21 protein-coding genes and 3 pseudogenes are annotated in these 19,684 nt (G+C 35.6%); 6 read left to right on the top strand and 18 right to left on the bottom strand.

What is annotated here, in order from left to right:
• The coding region (locus DM800_RS22365; RefSeq protein ID WP_179955706.1) for a 3D domain-containing protein at positions 1-411 on the top strand (411 nt) is incomplete at its 5' end.
• 76 nt (positions 412-487) lie between these two features.
• Here DM800_RS22365 and DM800_RS22355 read toward each other — a convergent pair.
• From DM800_RS22355 to DM800_RS22320, 8 genes and pseudogenes are all read right to left on the bottom strand, one after another.
• Positions 488-610: pseudogene (locus tag DM800_RS22355) on the bottom strand (HEAT repeat domain-containing protein); the annotation flags it as partial.
• 80 nt (positions 611-690) lie between these two features.
• Positions 691-1,776 carry a DUF871 domain-containing protein gene (locus tag DM800_RS22350; protein ID WP_147787603.1) on the bottom strand — a complete coding sequence of 362 codons (1,086 nt, stop codon included), beginning with the start codon at positions 1,774-1,776 and terminating at the stop codon, positions 691-693.
• The gene (locus DM800_RS22345; protein ID WP_000900036.1) at positions 1,766-2,044 is read right to left on the bottom strand and encodes a hypothetical protein; all 279 of its coding nucleotides are present in this window, start codon (positions 2,042-2,044) and stop codon (positions 1,766-1,768) included. The genes DM800_RS22350 and DM800_RS22345 overlap by 11 nt, the downstream gene beginning before the upstream one ends.
• On the bottom strand, positions 2,020-3,330 hold the full coding sequence (locus tag DM800_RS22340; RefSeq protein WP_002063903.1) for a PTS sugar transporter subunit IIC: 1,311 nt from the start codon (positions 3,328-3,330) through the stop codon (positions 2,020-2,022). Before DM800_RS22340 ends, DM800_RS22345 begins: the two co-directional genes overlap by 25 nt.
• Positions 3,331-3,409: 79 nt before the next feature.
• Positions 3,410-3,715, bottom strand: a complete 306-nt coding sequence (locus DM800_RS22335) for a PTS sugar transporter subunit IIB (protein WP_000275649.1) — start codon at positions 3,713-3,715, stop codon at positions 3,410-3,412.
• A 1-nt stretch (position 3,716) separates the two neighbouring features.
• Positions 3,717-4,037: a PTS lactose/cellobiose transporter subunit IIA gene (locus tag DM800_RS22330; RefSeq protein ID WP_000131328.1), complete on the bottom strand. Its 321-nt coding sequence runs from the start codon at positions 4,035-4,037 to the stop codon at positions 3,717-3,719.
• 110 nt (positions 4,038-4,147) lie between these two features.
• On the bottom strand, positions 4,148-6,088 hold the full coding sequence (locus tag DM800_RS22325) for a BglG family transcription antiterminator (protein WP_147787602.1): 1,941 nt from the start codon (positions 6,086-6,088) through the stop codon (positions 4,148-4,150).
• A 76-nt stretch (positions 6,089-6,164) separates the two neighbouring features.
• A complete protein-coding gene (locus DM800_RS22320) occupies positions 6,165-7,253 on the bottom strand; it encodes a DUF871 domain-containing protein (RefSeq protein WP_147787601.1) in 1,089 nt (362 codons plus the stop codon).
• Between the two features lie 319 nt (positions 7,254-7,572).
• Between DM800_RS22320 and DM800_RS22310 the strand changes: the two genes are divergently transcribed.
• The 3 genes from DM800_RS22310 to DM800_RS22300 all read left to right on the top strand — a co-directional run bounded on the left by DM800_RS22310 (position 7,573) and on the right by DM800_RS22300 (position 12,113).
• A complete protein-coding gene (locus tag DM800_RS22310; RefSeq protein WP_097891344.1) occupies positions 7,573-8,775 on the top strand; it encodes an MFS transporter in 1,203 nt (400 codons plus the stop codon).
• Between the two features lie 182 nt (positions 8,776-8,957).
• Positions 8,958-9,947, top strand: a complete 990-nt coding sequence (locus DM800_RS22305; RefSeq protein ID WP_147787600.1) for an NAD(P)-dependent alcohol dehydrogenase — start codon at positions 8,958-8,960, stop codon at positions 9,945-9,947.
• A 510-nt stretch (positions 9,948-10,457) separates the two neighbouring features.
• Positions 10,458-12,113 carry a Na/Pi cotransporter family protein gene (locus tag DM800_RS22300; RefSeq protein WP_048545730.1) on the top strand — a complete coding sequence of 552 codons (1,656 nt, stop codon included), beginning with the start codon at positions 10,458-10,460 and terminating at the stop codon, positions 12,111-12,113.
• A 33-nt stretch (positions 12,114-12,146) separates the two neighbouring features.
• Here the strand turns inward: DM800_RS22300 and DM800_RS22295 are convergent, their stop codons facing one another.
• Positions 12,147-13,145: a YhdH/YhfP family quinone oxidoreductase gene (locus DM800_RS22295; RefSeq protein WP_088608429.1), complete on the bottom strand. Its 999-nt coding sequence runs from the start codon at positions 13,143-13,145 to the stop codon at positions 12,147-12,149.
• A gap of 314 nt (positions 13,146-13,459) precedes the next feature.
• Here DM800_RS22295 and DM800_RS22290 point away from each other — a divergent pair, with 314 nt between their 5' ends.
• Together DM800_RS22290 and DM800_RS22285 are read left to right on the top strand one after the other, a co-directional pair.
• Entirely contained in the window at positions 13,460-14,668 is a 1,209-nt protein-coding gene (locus DM800_RS22290) for an LCP family protein (RefSeq protein WP_087985803.1), read from the top strand.
• A 148-nt stretch (positions 14,669-14,816) separates the two neighbouring features.
• The gene (locus DM800_RS22285) at positions 14,817-15,257 is read left to right on the top strand and encodes a hypothetical protein (RefSeq protein WP_000642361.1); all 441 of its coding nucleotides are present in this window, start codon (positions 14,817-14,819) and stop codon (positions 15,255-15,257) included.
• 81 nt (positions 15,258-15,338) lie between these two features.
• Here DM800_RS22285 and DM800_RS22280 read toward each other — a convergent pair whose 3' ends face one another.
• The 9 genes and pseudogenes from DM800_RS22280 to DM800_RS22240 form a co-directional block, all read right to left on the bottom strand.
• Positions 15,339-16,103, bottom strand: coding sequence for a sulfite exporter TauE/SafE family protein (locus DM800_RS22280; RefSeq protein ID WP_147787599.1), 765 nt, complete (start codon positions 16,101-16,103; stop codon positions 15,339-15,341).
• Positions 16,104-16,136: 33 nt separating this feature from the next.
• Positions 16,137-16,616, bottom strand: a complete 480-nt coding sequence (locus tag DM800_RS22275; RefSeq protein WP_000437728.1) for a DsrE/DsrF/DrsH-like family protein — start codon at positions 16,614-16,616, stop codon at positions 16,137-16,139.
• 72 nt (positions 16,617-16,688) lie between these two features.
• Positions 16,689-16,985, bottom strand: a complete 297-nt coding sequence (locus DM800_RS22270) for a rhodanese-like domain-containing protein (protein ID WP_000661816.1) — start codon at positions 16,983-16,985, stop codon at positions 16,689-16,691.
• A 14-nt stretch (positions 16,986-16,999) separates the two neighbouring features.
• The gene (locus DM800_RS22265; RefSeq protein ID WP_000382694.1) at positions 17,000-17,365 is read right to left on the bottom strand and encodes a rhodanese-like domain-containing protein; all 366 of its coding nucleotides are present in this window, start codon (positions 17,363-17,365) and stop codon (positions 17,000-17,002) included.
• Between the two features lie 4 nt (positions 17,366-17,369).
• Complete coding sequence (locus tag DM800_RS22260; protein WP_147787598.1) at positions 17,370-17,729, bottom strand: sulfurtransferase; 360 nt, start codon at positions 17,727-17,729, stop codon at positions 17,370-17,372.
• A gap of 66 nt (positions 17,730-17,795) precedes the next feature.
• The gene (locus tag DM800_RS22255; protein WP_147787597.1) at positions 17,796-17,978 is read right to left on the bottom strand and encodes a sulfurtransferase TusA family protein; all 183 of its coding nucleotides are present in this window, start codon (positions 17,976-17,978) and stop codon (positions 17,796-17,798) included.
• Positions 17,979-17,982: 4 nt separating this feature from the next.
• Positions 17,983-18,179, bottom strand: a pseudogene (locus tag DM800_RS22250) (sulfurtransferase TusA family protein); the annotation flags it as partial.
• Between the two features lie 24 nt (positions 18,180-18,203).
• A pseudogene (locus tag DM800_RS22245) lies at positions 18,204-18,486 on the bottom strand (sulfurtransferase TusA family protein).
• A 44-nt stretch (positions 18,487-18,530) separates the two neighbouring features.
• Positions 18,531-19,661 (bottom strand): MBL fold metallo-hydrolase, encoded by a 1,131-nt coding sequence (locus tag DM800_RS22240; protein ID WP_147787596.1) that lies wholly within the window; start codon positions 19,659-19,661, stop codon positions 18,531-18,533.
• Positions 19,662-19,684 lie beyond the last annotated feature (23 nt).

Here is a 19,684-nt window from a genome sequence, read left to right as displayed (position 1 = left end):
GAAGCTCGTGAAGCGGCTAAAGCTCAAGAGGCAGCTAAAGCTCAAAAACCTGCTACACAACAACCTGTTGCAAAAGAAACTGAAACAAGTGCACCATCATCTTCTCGTGAACTACGCGTTGTAGCAACAGCTTACACAGCAGATCCACTTGAAAATGGTTATAAAGCAGGCGACCAAGTAAAATCAGCTTTAGGTCACAACTTAACAGCTAACCCAAACATGAAACTAATTGCAGTTGATCCAAGTGTCATTCCATTAGGTTCAAAAGTATGGGTTGAAGGTTACGGAGTAGCAATCGCTGGTGATACTGGTGGAGCTATTAAAGGAAATAAAATCGACGTTTTAATGCCTGATAAAGGTACATCTAGTAACTGGGGACGTAAAACAGTTACAGTTAAAGTATTAAACTAGTTCGTATAAAAAGAGTCAGTCTCATTGAGGCTGACTCTTTTTTTGATTCTCACATTCTAACTTTCTCTTGAAACTTTCACTCTGACATAAATAAGTTCCCTCGGTTTTTATATACTTTATCAAACGCCTTTAAAACTTCTTCATGATTAACAAACTTAGGTAAAAAACGAAGAGCGATGACAATCTCCTTCTCTCCCGTCCAAATTAAATCTATCTCTTTGCATTCTATATAATTTCACAAAAAAAAGAGGATGCCATAGCATCCTCTCCTGCCCTTCCCTATTCCACACAAGTAAACTGCGTCCAAGCTCCTACATAATCTAGTAAGAATAACTCTTCTTCTGCAATTGTACCGACAATATTTTTCCGTTCATCTATCGGCATTTCTTTTAGAATGATTTGTAGTTCACCTTTATACTTACCAAACGAGTTGTTACCAATTACAACTTGCCCTCTTTCCTGTAATACACTTTCGCGCACTGGGAAATCATAGCCTTTATACTTTTTACGCACTTCTGTAGAACGTACCATATATTCTGTTATATCGCCGCGTCTTACGTGTAATTCTTGCAGTGTCGCTTTCTTTTCTACTTCAGTCGCTTCTTCTACAAAGTGTACTTTCAGCTGTAACATGTAACGATTTAAGTTTCCTAGTTTCTCTAACTCTTCTTCACTCGCATAAGCATTTCCGATAATCACATCATCAATAAGCCCTGTCGCCCATAAATGTTTCGCTTGTACTTCAATCGGTAAGTTACGGTGTTGTTCTAATGTACATAATCCGTCGTTAATATCCCATGGGCCAATGTCAGCTGCATGTGACGTAATAAATGCTGCCGTACGAATACCGTGTTTTTTAAAGCGTTCACTACAGCGAATGAAATAATCATACGGAAGACCAGTGAACTTTTGCGGATAGAAGTTATGACAACCAATTAAAGCTGGCTTATTCGCCTGATGCGAAAGAATATTTTCTAAGTATGCAATATCATTACTTACGTTTAGTTCAATTTTTAAGCCGTACGGATTATTCGTCATTTTTGCTTCTGTTAATCCGTCAAAACCTAAATCTAAACGAATACCGTCTGCACCTAAATCTGCAAAGAATGACAGATCGCTATAGCTAATACTAAGTTGATCGAATACTGCCGGAGCTACATCTAAAATAACTTCCATATTGTTATCTTTTGCATGATTAATAATTTCTTTAAATTCAGCTACAATTTCTTCTTTCGGACGATTCACAGATAATAGACATGTGAATATTCTTGAAAAACCGTGGCGTGCCGCTGCCGAAATGTATGCCATATCTTGTTCTTTCGTTGAATGCTCTGGATAAAGTGAAATTCCTAATTTACGCTCCATGCTTTTGCATCTCCTTCACACGTTGTATTAATGCCATGCTCGTAAATCTATATTTTGCAGATAAACATGTTGCACATAAAATCGTTGGTACAATAATTACGTACGGTGATTGTAACCCTAACATTACATAGGCACCCATTGAACTACCGATAAATACAATTGATACGAGTAGTAACACTAATAAAGATTTACTTTGTACCCATTTTGAGTAATGTGCAATACACTGCCCCGCTACGAATGTAATTAAGATGATAATTGCTCCGAGCATTCTGTTTTCTCCTCTCCTGCTAATTGTTGTTTCTCATACATTTTGAAGAATGGGTAGTAAATAACGAATGAGATAACAAAGTTAATAAGTACAAGTACACCAGCCATAATTGTCCAGTCCGTACTAATAATCGCTGCAATTGGTGCTAACATCGTAAATGGCAGTTTCGCCATCATGAGCGGAATCATGCCTGAAACAACTGCGAAATATGATACTGTCGTTGTAACTAACGGTGTTATAACGAATGGAATAATTAAGATTGGGTTCATTACAATTGGTGCCCCGAAAATAATCGGTTCGTTAATATTGAATAAACCTGGCACGAATGATAATCTACCTAACTCTTTTAGGAATTTAGATTTAGAGAACATAAACATAATAACTAAAGCTAATGTTGAGCCTGATCCACCGATCCATACGAACCATTGAATAAATTGCTCTGTAAATAAGTTTGGTAATTGATGTGCATTTCCTGTAGCTGTGAATACTTCCATATTTTCAAGAATTGCTGAATCCCACATCGGACGAATGATTGGTCCTAAAATCGCTGGGCCATGTATACCGAATGACCAGAAGAACACGATTAAGAATACTGTTAATAAACCGCCGAATAAATTATTTCCTACTAATACTGATTTTAGTGGTGCGATTAAATATGTGATTGTTGTATTCACATCGAATTTTAAACCGTAACGAATACCCCAGAATAAAAGAATAACGACTAAAGTTGGAATTAATGCTGCAAACGAGTTTGCAACTGCTGGTGGTACACTGTCTGGTAATTTAATCGAGATATTATGCTTAATCATAAAGTGATAAATTTCTACTGCAATTAATGCTGTAACAATTGCGCCGAATAAAGACGTTGCACTTAATGTTCCTACTGAAATGTATCTTCCTGCATCAATAACACCTGGTACAGCTTTCGTAATTTGAATTGGTTCAACTGATGCTAGTAAAAAGGCGAGTACAGATAACAACCCTGCACTTAACTGATTGAGCTGATAAAAGTTTGCGAGTGAAGCTCCTACCCCAAATGCTGCGTATAATGCCATTAAACCTACTGTAAACCGGAATGGAATATCTAAAATATGGCGAAATGGTGCAATCCATTCCATATATGCATCAATTGGTAAATTTAAAAAGATAACGAAAAATGATCCGACAATCGTTAACGGCAATGTAGAAATAACTCCGTTTCGAATTGCTAATAAATGTCGTTGTCCTGCAATCTTTTGCGTTGTTGGCATAATCTTTTGTTCCATAAAACTCATAAAACCATTCATCAATACCCCTCCTCTTTCTCTTTACTACGTAAGGACAAAAAGTTATAACATTATAATGTTTATATTTAAAAAAATATATTTATGCTAAAACTAATTGTTCTGCTTGTTTCAGTACTTTTAAACCGTCACACATGCCATAATCTCTTTGTTCTATTATTGCAACCGGTATATCGTATGATTTCGCAAGAAACTGTACCGCTGGAAACAAATACTTCACCTGTGGCCCGATTAAAACAACATCAGCATTTTTTATTTCCAGTTTTACAAGTTCTGAATCAACTGCTTTAATTTTATAATCCTTCCCTTGTTTCATTGCCTCTTCTTGCATTTTTCTTACGACCATACTCGTTGACATGCCTGCTGCACAACATAATAAAATGTACATCTTATACTGTCACTTTCTCTTCTACTCGTTTATGAAGAGTGATAAATTCTTCAGCAAGCTCTTTCACTGTAATTGCATTCATTAAATGATCTTGTGCATGCACTAACAGTAAACTGATTTCTGCATGATTTCCTCTTGCTTCTTCTTGAATTAAGTCTGTTTGAATGCGATGAGCTGCTGAAATCTCTTCACTAGCAAGTGTCATCTTTTCACTCGCATTCTCAAAATCTCCTTGTCTTGCAAAAGCAATTGCTTCAAGCGCCGCGCTTCTCGCATTGCCACCATGTAAAATTAACGCAAATGGAGTTTGCATATCAGTCATTTTAAATTCCCCCAAGCTATCTTTTTTCTATATTGTTATCTTATTATGAAAACGCATACAATTAAACATAAAAAACTTCCGTTGTGTAACGGAAGTTTTTATATACTTTTTCAAAACGATAGTAAAATCTCTTGAAATTCTTCAATCATTCCAGCCTGAGTTAATTTTTCTATCGTATGCTGACTAGACATAATATCATATAAAAAATCATAAAGCTTTTGTAAATCTTCATTATTATTGCGCTTTACACTAAATAAAATAATAACTTGTACTTTCTTATCTCTCCAGTCAACCGCTTTATTAAGTGTACAAAACAGCAAAAATGTTTTCTCACTTAATAACTGCATCGGATGTGGAATTGCAACTAAATTCCCAACGGCTGTAGGAGATGTATTCTCTCTTTCCATAACAGAATCATAAAAGTTTTCTGGTACATAGTTTTTCTCAGCGGCTTTCTCACATAAAAATTGGATAACCTCTTCTTTCGTAGAAGCGCTATGATTTAAAAAGATCAAATCTTCCTTTATATACTGCTGTACACTAGTATTCACATGCGTAAACAACTGCTGACCGATGGATTTAATTTCTTTATCATCAAATATTGAGTTCACTTTTATAACTGGAACAGGCAAACCACTCGGTATATGAATCGTACTAATAATACAATCTATTTTATCTTTATAAAGGTCTTCCACTTTCAATTGATAATAACCTGTAATCCCTACAATCTCTAATTTATCTCGGAACTGTGATAAAATTTTATATTTCAATAGCTGGGCGCTTCCTTGACCAGTCGCACAAACTAGTAAACATCTTTTCTTTTGATTCTGTTCCTGTAAACGACTCATCGCTCCGCCAAAGTGAATCGCAATATAACCAATTTCACTTTCCGGAATCGATTCTCCCGTATATTCACCAATTATATCTCCTACGAGAACCGCAATTTCAAAAGCATACGGATAATTCTTTTTCACTTCTGCCAATAGAGGATTTCTCGTATTTAACTTATACTTCAAACGGTTTAATAACGTTTTTAAATGAACACCAAAACCAAATAATAATTCTTCATCATAATAAAAAATAAGATTCCGTTCTTCCGCTACTTTAAAAAGAATATGTTGCATAAATGCATATAGATCTTTCCCTAATAGTTCTTCCACATTTTCATAACGATCTCTCGCTGTAACAGCAGTACTCAATAAATGCATCGTCACATATAAAACTTCTTCTTCTGGAAATGAAAGATGCAACTCTTTCTCTAAATCTCCTACAATCTGTTTTGCAATTGTATATTCTTTCTTTATGATAAGTTCTGATTGCTCCGCATTCAGTCCTTTCATATAATGTTGATCTTCACAACGCCTTATTGCAATTGCAATATGAATGACTAAATTATCAATTTCTATATCTGATAAATATATCGTTCCTCCCTCGATATACTTTAATATAACCGAACGGATAAGCGGTATATGAGGTAACGATAAATATGTATCCCTCTGCTCAAATTGCTCATGAAACGGAGTATGATCATAGCGCGGTAAACCATATTGTGATAAACAAGAACGAATATGAAACTCCTCTCCCACAATACGTATACCATAATACGGTCTCTTTTCAATTTGTAATTGATAGCGACCACATATATCTGTCACATCTTTCATAATTAAATTTACAGTCGATTTACTCACATAAATCTCCTCTGCTAACTGTGAAAGCTTCACATACCCCTCTGTCGTTACAATACGTTGCAGAATGTACGCTATCCTTTCTTCATAAGAAGTTGGGATCTTTTCCGTCTGTTTTTGAAATAGACCCACGCAAAACTCTTCAAACTTCTTCGTTTGTATAATTTCTAGTTCGTATCCAGTCCCTCTTTGCGATTCAATTTTCGCCCCGTTTTCTTCCAATATATTATTTAATAATTTTATATCTTTTTGAATCGTCTTCGTTGATACATGTAAACGGCTCGCTAAAAAAGCTCGATTTAACATCGATTTCTCTTCTAAAAACTCCTCTAAAATAGAAATTAATCGCTGATGCACTTTTGTCATAGCTCTTCCTCTCACAATTTATATATAAAAAGGAAAAAGCTGCTGAGGTCAGTAGTTTTTTCCTTTTTCATTTTATCTATTTCTTTAATGTAAATCCGAATTTATCCCATGCTTGTAAATAATCTAATAAGAAAATTTCTTCTTCCACAATTCGACCAACTACATTTGTTTTTCCTGTATTCACCATATCTTTTAAAGCAATTTGTAATTCACCTTTATATTGACCATACTGTTCATTATCAATTAAAAGATCACCGCGTTTAATTTGGCGTGTATTATGCGGTTTGAACTCTTCTTTCTTATATTTCACACGACTTTGTGTCGAGCGAATCATATATTCAGATACATCTCCGCGGTAAAAATGAGGCTCGTCTAATACGATAATTTTTTCTAGTTCTGTTGTTGTATCATATAATCCTATATCAAATGTTTGTTTCTCTTTATTTAATGCACCTAGTGCTTGTAATTCTTCTGCTGATGCATACGCGTTCGCAATAATAACATCATCAATTAATTCTGTCGCAAATAAATGCTTCGCTTGTGTTGTCATCGGTAATTCACGATGCTGCTCTAACGTACATAACCCTTCTGTTACTGGCCAAGGTCCGTATGTTGCATCAAATGATGATATAAACGCAGCCGTTCTCATACCGTAATCTTTAAATTGTTTCGAGCATTTAATGAAATGATCGTATGATAATCCTGAATAACGATGCGGATAAAAATTATGGCAACCAATTAAATTTTCACGATTTGGTCTATGGCTCATAATGTTATCTACATATTTCGTACCGTTACTCATATTAATTTCAATTTTTAAGCCGTATGGATTGTAAGTCATAATCGATTCTTCTAAACCAGAGAATCCAACATCTAAACGAATACCGTACGCTCCTAACTCATGGAAGAAAGATAAATCATTATATGAAATACCTAATTGTGTAAAAACAGACGGACTAATATCAACTAATACTTGGAACCCTAATGCATTTGCATGAGAGATCGTTTCTTTAAACTCTTCTATAATTTTCTCTTTTTCTCCATCTACAGACAATAAGCATGTGAATACACGTGTAAATCCGTATTTACTTGCTAATGTTAAATATTCCTTATCTTTCTCTACTGTTGAATGTTCTGGATAAATAGAAATACCTAATCGTCTCATATGTACACGCCTCTTTCTTCATTGTTTTGTAAACCTTTTCAAATATATGTAGTGAAAAAGTATGTATCCCCTTCTCATTCACTACTTTTCGAATCCGCTTTCTTTAAAGAAAAAACAATTTCTATCATTCATAACAACTACAAGTCTATACATCTATACTTTACAACTTTTTTTCATAGTTGTGTAGCTTTTACACAAATTTGTCAGTTTTTCCACCTCGGAAATTGTTATACGTTTTCAAGGCACCTTCCTTGACTGTTACATTGACCAATACATATACTCGAAAGAAAAGAGAAAATTTTATATAGGGGATGAATATATGGGAGAAGCAATACTCGTAAAACGAGAATCGTTATGGACGAAAGAGTTTGTCGCTTTAATTTTTGCAAACTTATGTATGTTTTTAGGGTTTCAAATGTTAATTCCTACTTTACCTGTTTATGTGAAAGAAATTGGCGGCACAAGTTCTAATATCGGATTTGTTGTAGGCATGTTTACCGTGGCGGCACTTTTTGTTCGACCACTGACTGGAAACGCCTTGCAAAAATTCAACAAAAAAATCATTTTAATGATCGGTACTGCTATTTGTTTACTCGCTATGGGTAGTTATCTTTTCGCTTCAACCGTCTTCCTATTGCTTGCCGTGCGAATTTTACACGGAGCTGGCTTTGGTATTACAACGACTACATATGGAACTGTCGTTTCAGATTTAATTCCGCAAGCTCGTCGCGGCGAAGGCATGGGATATTTCGGTCTTTCTGGAACGATTGCAATGGCGCTCGGTCCACTTATCGGACTTTGGCTCATGCAAACATATAACTTCACGATTCTTTTTTTATGTGCACTTTCATGTACAATTGTTTCATTAATATTAACGAAACTACTTCAAATCAAAAAATCGCCGCAACCACCACAGCAAACATCTGGTACTTTTCTCGATGGATTTATTGAGCGCAAAGCTTTACTTCCTTCATTATTAATATTATGTATTACATTAATGTACGGCGGAATCGGGAGCTTTATTACATTATTTGCTACGGAAGTCGGAATTGCTGATATAAGCCTCTTCTTCTTATTTAATGCACTTGCAATCGCTGTCACTCGTCCGTTTTCTGGAAAGTTATACGATGCGAAAGGTCATGCATTCGTTATTATTCCAGGGGTTATCATTACGTTTACAGGTATTATTTTATTGTCGTATACAACTACAATTCCGAGTTTAATTATTGCAGCAGCATGCTACGGAAGTGGTTTTGGAGCGATTCAACCTGCACTACAAGCATGGATGATCGACCGAGTAGCACCACACCGACGAGGAGTCGCAACAGCTACATTCTTCTCAGCATTTGACCTCGGCATTGGCGCTGGCGCAATTATATTTGGATTCATTGCACACTTTACCAACTATGCAACTGTATATCGATATTCCTCTCTATTACTTATCGCTTTTCTTTTCATTTACATCACAAGCTTACGGAAGCAAAAACAAGGGGATAAAACAAAAGAAAAAGCCGTTGGGTAATGCTAATTGGTTCTTTTTCGAAGTACTTGGACCAAAAAATCATGTATACACATTTGTAAAAAGCAGTGGATTCCTAAAAAATCACACTGCTTTTTGCATTGTATTGAAGAGTGAACCGCTGTTCTATTTATTCATGTTGTTCGTATGATATTAACATATAGAACGAATTGGAGGAAATATTAATGAAAGCAATAGTATATACAAAATACGGTCTCCCCGACGTTCTTCAACTGAAAGAGATAGAAAAACCTGCTCCTAAGGACAATGAAATATTAGTAAAAATAAAAGCGACAACCGTAACAGCAGGAGATATTCGCTCACGAAGTTTTACGGTTCCCTCTTCTGTTTGGCTACCCGCTCGAATCGCACTTGGCTTTAAGCAACCGAAAAAACAAATACTTGGAATGGAATTGGCTGGTGAAGTTGAATCAGTAGGAAAAGACGTCACACGATTTAAAAGAGGAGACCAAGTTTTTGCAGCTACCCAAGTAAATTTTGGTTCTTATGCTGAGTATATTTGTCTACCTGAAGTTGGAGCAGTGTGCATGAAGCCCTCCAATATATCCTATGAAGAAGCCGCAGCCATCCCAATTGGAGCACGTACAGCTTTGTTTTTCCTTAGGAAAGCTAACGTTCAAAGCGGTCAAAACATTCTTATTTACGGAGCTTCTGGAAGTGTCGGAAGTTATGCAGTACAAATTTCCAAGTATTTCGGCGCAACAGTTACAGGTGTGTGCAGTAGCTCCAATTTAGAATTGGTCAAATCTCTAGGAGCTGACGAAGTAATTGATTACACCACAAAAAATTTTTCTACTACAGACGAAACTTATGATGTTATCTTTGAAGCGGTAAACAGGAGCTCCTTTTCAGAGTGTATTAAAATGTTAAAGGAAGATGGTACCTATATAAATATTGTTGAACCGTTACCAAGTGCTCAAATGTTCTGGACTAAATTGACAAGTCGCGTGAAACTCATATTAAGTCAAAACGCACCTGAAACTTCCGAAGCATTAAATTTCCTTAAAGAACTTGTTGAGGACGGTAAAATAAAAGTGGTCATTGATAGGCAATACACTTTTGAGGAAATTATTGAAGCTCACATATATGTTGAAAAAGGACATAAGAGGGGAAATGTCGTCATAACTATGGAGCATAATGACGATTCTACATAAAGAAAAAACACTTTGCATACTTGTTAAAATGCACGGCACCAAAAGTTTTTAACATAAAAAGGCAGAGCAAATTCATATGCGAATTGCTCTTTTTTATTGTTGCGAGCATCTCAAAAGAAAACAGTTTAAAATAATTTAATCGTTTTTTACTTTCATTAAATAAATCCATTTCAAACCTCCCCCGTTTCCCTACATATTTTTCTAACTTTAATCAAAAAATATGCAAAGAACCATCATCATAACAAAATAAAATTCCAATCCGCATACCCAGTTGGGTAGTTTCCCTTCACCTATTTTTACTATCAATAAATAGTGTGACAAATGTGACTTCTTTACAAACCGATTAGATATATCATCTAAAAAACCAATTAAATCCAGGTGTTTCTTTAAAGGTTTGTAAACTTTTTATCACTTTGTAAATTTAGTGTAAATTTTACTGATAAACCGTTTACAGTGCCTCAAGGTTTAGTTAATAATTACATCGTACATGAAATTTAAGGAGTGGAATGCGTGGAATACAATATTCAAGATATGATCTTCCAGTTCATTGGTGGATTAGGTATTTTCTTATTCGGTATTAAATACATGGGCGATGGACTGCAACAAGCAGCTGGAGATCGTCTTCGCGATATTTTAGATCGCTTTACAACAAACCCACTTATGGGTGTGCTAGCAGGTATGTTAGTTACTGTATTAATCCAATCAAGTTCAGGAACAACCGCTTTAACAGTCGGACTTGTAAGTGCCGGATTTATGACATTAAGACAAGCAATCGGTGTTATTATGGGTGCGAACATCGGTACGACAGTTACTGCATTTATTATCGGAATTAAAATCGGAGAATACGCTCTCCCAGTTATGGCAGTTGGAGCAATTTTGCTATTCTTCTTTAAAAATAAAAAAGTACATTCTGTAGGTCAAGTTGTATTTGGTTTTGGTATGTTATTCTTCGGTTTAGAATTAATGAGCGCAGGTATGAAACCTCTTCGTTCTTTAGAGGCATTCCAAGAGTTAATGGTTAGCATGAGTGACAATCCAATTTTAGGAATTATTGTCGGTACAGTGTTCACTTTAATTGTACAAAGCTCAAGCGCAACAATCGGTATTTTACAAGAACTATTCGGTCAAGGTGCTATTGATTTACAAGCTGCTCTTCCTGTATTATTCGGTGATAATATCGGTACGACAATTACAGCAGTATTAGCAGCAATCGGTACTTCAATTGCTGCAAGACGTGCAGCATTAGTTCACGTTATCTTTAATATTATCGGTACCCTTATCTTTACGATTATATTAATACCATTTACAAGTTTAATTCAATATTTCCAAACGTCATTAAATTTAAATCCAGAAATGACAATTGCATTTGCACACGGAACATTTAACGTAACGAATACAATTATTCAGTTCCCATTCATTGCAGTATTAGCATGGATCGTAACAAAAATCATTCGTGGTGAAGATTCATCTATTAACTTCAAACCGCAACATTTAAACCCAATCTTTATTGAGCAATCTCCAGCTATTGCTTTAACAGAAGCTCAAAAAGAAATCATCCGTATGGCTGAGTTTTCATTACACGGATTAAAAGAAGCGAATCAATTTTTAAATACACAAGACAAAAAACACGCTGATATGGCTACTCAATTAGAAGGAGCTATTAACAATTTAGATAAAAAAATTATCGAGTATTTAGTTTTACTATCAGAAAAACCACTTTCACCTACAGACTCTGAAAAGCATTCGGTGCTAGCAGGTGTCGTTGGAGATATTGAACGTGTCGGTGATCATGTAGAAAACCTTGTAGAACTTGTAGATTTCCAAATTTCACATCGTGTTTCACTATCAGACGAAGCACTAGCTGAATTAAATGAAATGCTTGAGTTAACAATTTCAACATTACAAGATGCAATCAATGCTTTAACTAACTTCGACACTGAACTAGCTCAAACGGTTATTGCAAAAGAACGTAAAATTGACCAAATGGAACGTGTTCTTCGTAAACGTCACGTATTACGTCTGAATGAACGTAGCTGTTCAGGTGATGCAAGTATCATCTACGTTGATATGGTAAGTAACTTAGAGCGTATCGGTGATCACGCTGTAAATATCGCTGATGGTGTTTTAGGTGAACAAGGTAAAATCAATTTAAAACAATCATTATAATAAAAAAGAGACGCTTAAGTTAGCGTCTCTTTTTTATTTCATATTTACAACCGTTCTTCCTTTTAACTTTCCTTGCAATATAAGTGTAAACTTTTCATCTAACTCTTCCAATGTACATTCTTCTGTATAAGATAGTAACTCATTATTTTCCCATTCACTTGCTAAGAGCGTCCACACATTTCTTCTCACATCCACTGGGCATTGCACAGAATCTATTCCTAAAAGACTTATACCTCGCAAAATAAACGGATATACCGTTGTTTGTAACTCCTGCCCTGCCACATTACCGCATGTCGTTACACAACCACCATACTTTACCGTTTTTAAAGCGGTTTCTAGCATATGTCCACCTACAGTATCGATAACCCCGGCGTATATCCCTTTTAACATTGGTCTTCCTGATTCATCATTCAACTCCGTACGATGAATCACTTGTTTCGCTCCTAGACGTAGTAGCATCTCTTCCTCTTCCATTTTCCCTGTCGCTCCTACTACGTTAAATCCTAGCTTACTTAAAATACTAACAGCTACACTCCCTACGCCGCCTGTGGCACCCGTTACTAAAACATCTCCCATACTAGGCGTTATGCCTGCTCCAATAAGCTTATATACTGATAAAGCAGCTGTAAAACCTGCTGTCCCGTACATCATACTTTCCTTTAATGACATTCCCTCTGGTAAAGGGGTGATCCAAGATGCTGGCACGCGAATATATTCTCCGAAACCACCAGAAGTATTCATACCTAAATCATATCCCGTTACAATGACTTGATCTCCTACCTTAATGGTTTCCCCTTCACTACTCACAACTTCTCCTGCTGCATCAATTCCTGGCGTATGAGGATATGTTCTCGTAACACCTTTATTACCCGTGGCTGAAAGCGCATCTTTATAATTTAATGAAGAATAGTGAACCTGTATTAATACGTCCCCCTCAGGTAAACTACTTACTTCTCTCTCTACAATGTTTCTTACAAACTGCTTACTTTCTGTTTCGTTCACAACGATTGCTCGGAATGATGTATGATTCACTATGCCCGCTCCTTTATCCGTAAAATTCTTCTTTATTATATAGAAGAAACCAGTAAACCTACTCATTTCTTCTTGGCTATATTTCAACAAATCTTACTTCTCTATCACTTTCTCACAATACATGTTTTCATTTCCACTAAAACAACTTATACTTATTCTACATCTGAAAAATAAAATATAGAAAATCTGACTTTTTATAAATATATTGAATTTTTACGAAATGTAAATGATTTGTAATGTCTTTTTTCGTCAAATTTCATTATAATAAGTGGATGTGAGTGTCGTATTTCAATCCAAATGAAGGAGTACAGGAAATGGAGCAAAACCCATCTTTGCAAGAAAATACACGCAGTAAACCGAAAAAAAGTAGGAAAAAAACAAAAATTATTATAAGCGTTATTCTATTCTTTTTAATAATAGGTGGCGGTTATACTTGGTTTTTAGTAAATAAAGCATCTTCTGCTGTTCGAAATGCCGCACACGATTTAGCGCGCGGTGATAAATCTGATTTACGTGATAAAGCTGTAAAACCTATCACAAATAACGTCTCCGTCTTAATCATGGGTGTTGATGAAAGCGATGTCCGCGGGAAAGAATATGGAGAAGCTATAAGAACGGATGCACTACTACTTGCAACGTTTAATAAAGATAGCAAAACTGTAAAACTATTAAGTATTCCACGAGATACATATACTTATATCCCAGTGGAAAAGAAAAAAGATAAAATTACACACGCTCATGCATACGGTTCTACTAAAAACGGAAAAGATGGTGGACCCCAAGCAAGCATTGATGCAGTTGAAAAATTAATGAATGTTCCCGTTGATTACTTTGTAAAGTTTAACTTCAAGTCATTTATGAAAATTGTCGACGATTTAGGTGGTATTGAAGTCGATGTACCAGTTGAATTTACTGAACAAGATAGTAATGATACTGCTGATGCGATTCACCTGAAGAAAGGTGTTCAAAAGCTAAATAGTGAAGAAGCTCTTGCCCTTGCTAGAACGCGCCACATCGATAGTGATGCAATGCGTGGACAACGCCAACAGCTCGTTATTGAAGCTATTTTAAAGAAACTAACAAGCGTTGGATCTGTAACAAAAGTTGGTAACATCATTGATGATATTAACGGCCAATTCGTTACGAACTTAACATTCGATGATATGCTTTCATTCTATAAGTACGGATCGGATTCGGAAATTGAGAAATTACAAATTCAAGGTGAAGACTGCTATATGGAAAAAGGTGACGATACATGTAGCAAATCTGCTGGCGGCGGCCGAACATATTACTACAATCCAGATAAAAAAGAATTAGCAAATGTAACAAACGGGCTTCGCGCTCACCTTGGATTACCTGCATATACAAAAACAGACTCTGATTCGAAGAAAACAAGCACAGAGAAAACAAAAGAATCTAAGTCTGAAAATTCAAGTGAACGCGAATCAAGTAACAATGAAGTGAAAAATAAGAATAAAAATAGCAGTGAAGATACAGAAACATCGTCTAACGACAATGAATAAAAAAGAAGCAGTTCTCTATGGAGGTAGAGTACTGCTTCTTTTTATTTTTTCTAAATCAAAAATCAGAACTTTCTAACTATCTTTTTTAATATTTTTAAATTATAATAAATAGTAGCAATCTATTCCAATTATCAGGGGGCTCATACATATGAAAGCTGCAGTAAAACATAACATCTCAGATTTTAAAGACTACTTAAAATCCAACGATATATACATGGAAGAAAATATAGATGAAAATGATGGTTCTGTTCATTTTTCAGTAGGCTTAGAAACAGAAGCTGGCGCAAAAATTCAACTTATCGCTGCTTTCCAAAACGAACATCCTACTGTGGATATATACTGCTTCAATGTTGCTCACGTACCTGATGCAACATCAACAAATGATATTTTGCATGTTATCAATGAATTAAACACATCTTATCGATTTGCAAAATTCACATTAAACAAGCAAAATGCAATTGATATTTCAGCATCGCTTGCATTCTCAGAACCAAACTTTAATCCAGCACTTGTCTTTGAACATACGAGAATGCTATATAAATTAGCAAATGACGAATATAAAAACTTAATGAAAGTTATTTGGGCATAAATCAGCCTGCACCAATCGGGCGTTTACTACCTTCAAATAGCGGCATAAATAAAAGGATGAGCTGCAAGCAGCACCATCCTTTTATTTCAATATCATATCAATCCACATCTTAATAGCTGTACCTACAATCAAAATCGATAACATATATTGCAATGCTTTTTGATTGATCTTTTTCCCGACTCGCGCTCCAAGCGGCGCAGCAAAGATACTTGCAATCGCGATAATAAGAGCTGGAATTACAACTACTTGCCCAGTTATTACTTTTCCAGTCGTAATTCCTACTGAGGAAATAAACGTAATTGCGATAGATGTTGCTATTGTTGTACGTATCGGCAATTTTAAAATGACCAGCATAATGGGAACTAATAAGAAAGAACCTCCAGCACCTATAATGCCTGATGCTCCGCCTACAATAAATGCTAACAAACTTGCTAACCATTTATTATATGTCACTTCACCACCATTATTTCGTTTCGGTACGAACATCATAATAGCAGCTATTGTTGCTAACGCTGCATAAACAACATTGACCGTATGTTCCTCTAATACGTTAGCACCAAAACTCCCTATGAAACTTCCTATTAATATACTAGCTCCCATATATACAACTAGCGTTTTATCCATATCATTACTTTTCCGATAGGCCCATGCCCCTGCAAAAGTTGCAAAGAATACTTGAACCGCTGTAATACCACTTACTTCATGTGACGTATAGCCAGTAAACCCCAGCAATACCGGAATGTATAAGATCATCGGATAATTAATAATCGCACCGCCAATTCCAACCATTCCTGATATAAACGATCCTATAAACCCAATTATAAAAAGTAATACGACTAAGCTCATCTTACATCCCCTCCCTTCTAAAAAGAAGGTGAATTAAATGAATAAGTTTACATTCCCATCCGAAGCATCTGCTAAATAAGCTCCTACTCCTGCAAACTCTACCCCTTCCATAATCTCTTCCTCTTTTAACCCTAATAAATCTACTGTCATTTGACAAGCGACAAGTTTAATCCCCTGTTCTTTCGCCAAATCGATTAAATCTGGTAAAGGCATCGCATTATGTTTTTTCATAATACCTTTAATCATCTTTGGTCCCATACCTGCAAAATTCATTTTTGATAATCCCATCTTATCCGCACCGCGTGGCATCATCTTTCCAAATACTTTTTCGATGAAAGTTTTCTTCACCTTCACATGCTCATCTTTCCTTAAAGCATTTAATCCCCAAAAAGTATGAAAAATAGTTACCTCTTGATCATACGCCGCTGCACCATTTGCAATAATATAAGCAGCCATTGCTTTATCATAATCTCCGCTAAATAAAACGATTGTTGTTTTCTTCTGTTGTTCCATGTTTTTCTCCCTCCGATTACCTATAGGGGTATTTTATCATTTATAAAAAGGCTCAAATCATGTATCTCTGTACTATACGACTTTACCTTCCCATGCTAACATACCACCTACCATATTAATTGCTTGAAAACCGTAGCTCTCTAAAAACTGAACTGCTCGTGCACTTCTTCCGCCAGAACGACAAACGATAATATACTCTTTCTTTTTATCCAACTCATGCATACGAAACTCTAATAGCCCTAGTGGAATATTACACGCTTCTGGAATTTTCCCCTCGGCAACTTCTTCTACTTCACGTACGTCTACGATATTGACTGCTTCTTTACGTAACAATTTTTCTTCTAATTCTTTTACTGTCATTTCTTTCATTTTAAATTTCCTCCTCACAAACCATTCATACCGCCTGAAACATTGATAACGTGCTGAAATCCTAATTTCTTTAATACCTTTGCTGCTTGCTTACTTCTCATCCCGCTCTGACAAATAACGATTACTTCCTTATTTTTATCTAATTGATTTGCTTTACTAGCTAACTCATTTAATGGGATATTCTGAAACCCTTTCATATGATTCCCTCTATACTCACCTACTGTACGTACATCGATAAATTGTTTATTCTTTTGCCCCATCATCCGTTTTAAATCTTTTCCTGAAATATTTTTTACTCCTCTAACTGGTAAGAAGCGAGAAATAATAAACCACGATACAAGTACAATTAAGATTACATTTAATATTGTCTTTACATCCATAAAACTATTTAAACTCCTTTTGTGCTTTTTTCCCGTCCAAATATATACTATAGCTTTGAATATGGAACCCTTTCTTTCTTAAAAAACGAACACTTAAATTCCGATCCACTTTATTATGAACAATAAGATGCAAAGGCTTATTTGGTATTTCATGATAATACCGTTTTAAATACGCATACGGTATACACATAATTCTAGAAGTGTTATCACTGTGACTCTCTGTATAGTTGCGTACATCTACAACAACACTTTCCATTTTCCTTACTTGTTCTAACGAAATATATGCAACGTTTAAAACCGGAATGTAACGTTTTACTAAAATTCCTGGCATCCATACTAGTAGAGATATAACTATATAAAACATATATGATTATCCTCTTTACTTTCAATAATAAGCAGAGGATGTAATCTTCCACTTGTTATTGAACTGCTATGCTTTCTTGATCCAGAATTTTAATTCACCAGATTCTTCCGTGTGTTTTAACACTTCATGACCGCCTTTTTGTGACCATGCTGGAATATCTTTAATCGCACCTTTATCTGTTAAGTGTACTTCTAACACTTCCCCCGATTGTAATGCTTCCATTGCCTTCTTTGTTTTTACAATTGGCATTGGTTAATTCACCAGATTCTTCCGTGTGTTTTAACACTTCATGACCGCCTTTTTGTGACCATGCTGGAATATCTTTAATCGCACCTTTATCTGTTAAGTGTACTTCTAACCCGATTGTAATGCTTCCATTGCCTTCTTTGTTTTTACAATTGGCATTGGACATGCTAATCCTTTTACATCTAATACTTCTTTCACTTTCATCTTATATGCCTCCTATTTTTATAATTAAGCTTTCTTAATCCAGAACTTTAATTCGCCGTCTTCTTCTGTATGCTTTAACACTTCATGACCGCCTTTTTGTGACCATGCTGGAATATCTTTAATCGCACCTTTATCTGTTAAGTGTACTTCCCGCCTTTTTGTGACCATGCTGGAATATCTTTAATCGCACCTTTATCTGTTAAGTGTACTTCTAACCCGATTGTAATGCTTCCATCGCCTTCTTTGTTTTCACAATTGGCATTGGACATGCTAATCCTTTTACATCTAATACTTCTTTCACTTTCACCTTCATCTTATATACCTCCTATTTTTATTTCATTTGAAACCGAATTAATTATGAACAGCACAACGGTTTGGACCAATCTCCATTTCACGCTCTTCGTCTTGACTTGGATTTAATCGCCCCATATTTGTTTGACGAATTTCTTGATATGCATTCGGTTGAGGTGGTAAATTCTCTGTTACAACTTTACGAAACTCTCCCTCATCCTCAATATTTAATCCTGCATTATACGCAAATAAATCTTTTAATTTAGCACTAACAATGCCACTCTCGTCCATTTCACTTATTTTTGAATAATGAGCCGGTAACACAACTAAGTTTTGAGATAGTTCTTTATATCGGCTATACAAAGTAGTACGTAAATCACTTACCCAATCTTCAGCTTTCCCAGCAAGGTCTGGACGCCCAATTGAATCTACAAATAAAATATCGCCTGATAATAAATAGGAATCATCTACAATAAATGACGTACTTCCAATCGTATGCCCCGGTGAGTATAATGCGTCAATTTCAATTTTAGTCCCCCCCACCGTAATAACAGATCCTTCAACAAGTGGTTTATATGAGAACACAACTTCCTCCGCATCTTTTGGCGGCAGCCAATACGTACCACCTACTTTTTCCGCTAACTTACGTCCGCCAGAAATATGGTCTGCATGTAAATGTGTATCCATTACATTCGTAATCGTAACACCATGCTCTTTCGCAAACTCTTCGTACGCTTCAACTGTTCTTACTGCATCAATAACTGCTGCTTCACCGTTTGAAACGACCATATAAGATAAGCAACCTTTTCCAAGACGGTTAAACTGATACATACTTCCGCCATCTTTTAAATCTCCAACTTTTATAGGCTTTATATATTCACTCCAAGCCTTCATACCACCAGATAAATAATAAACATTTTCTAATCCAGCCTCTGTTAATTGCTCTGCCACAAATATAGAAGACCCTTCTTTTGCGCATACTACTAAAACATCTTTATCTTTAGGTAGTTCACTTACAATATGATCTACACCCTCTAATAAATCAAAGTACGGCACATTCATTGAAGTAACTTTTTTTCCTTCAATTTTCCAATCTTCATAATCCGCCTCATTACGAACATCTAAAATAAATAACTTTCCGAATAAAACTTTCTCTGCAACATCTTTTGCTTGTAACGGTTTAACGTTCATCTTATTACCCCCATAGGTATATT

Origin of the sequence: Bacillus sp. AY18-3 (assembly GCF_008042305.1) — a bacterium.
GTDB classification, from domain to species: Bacteria; Bacillota; Bacilli; order Bacillales; family Bacillaceae_G; genus Bacillus_A; species Bacillus_A wiedmannii.
This window is presented reverse-complemented; position numbering and strand designations above follow the sequence as displayed.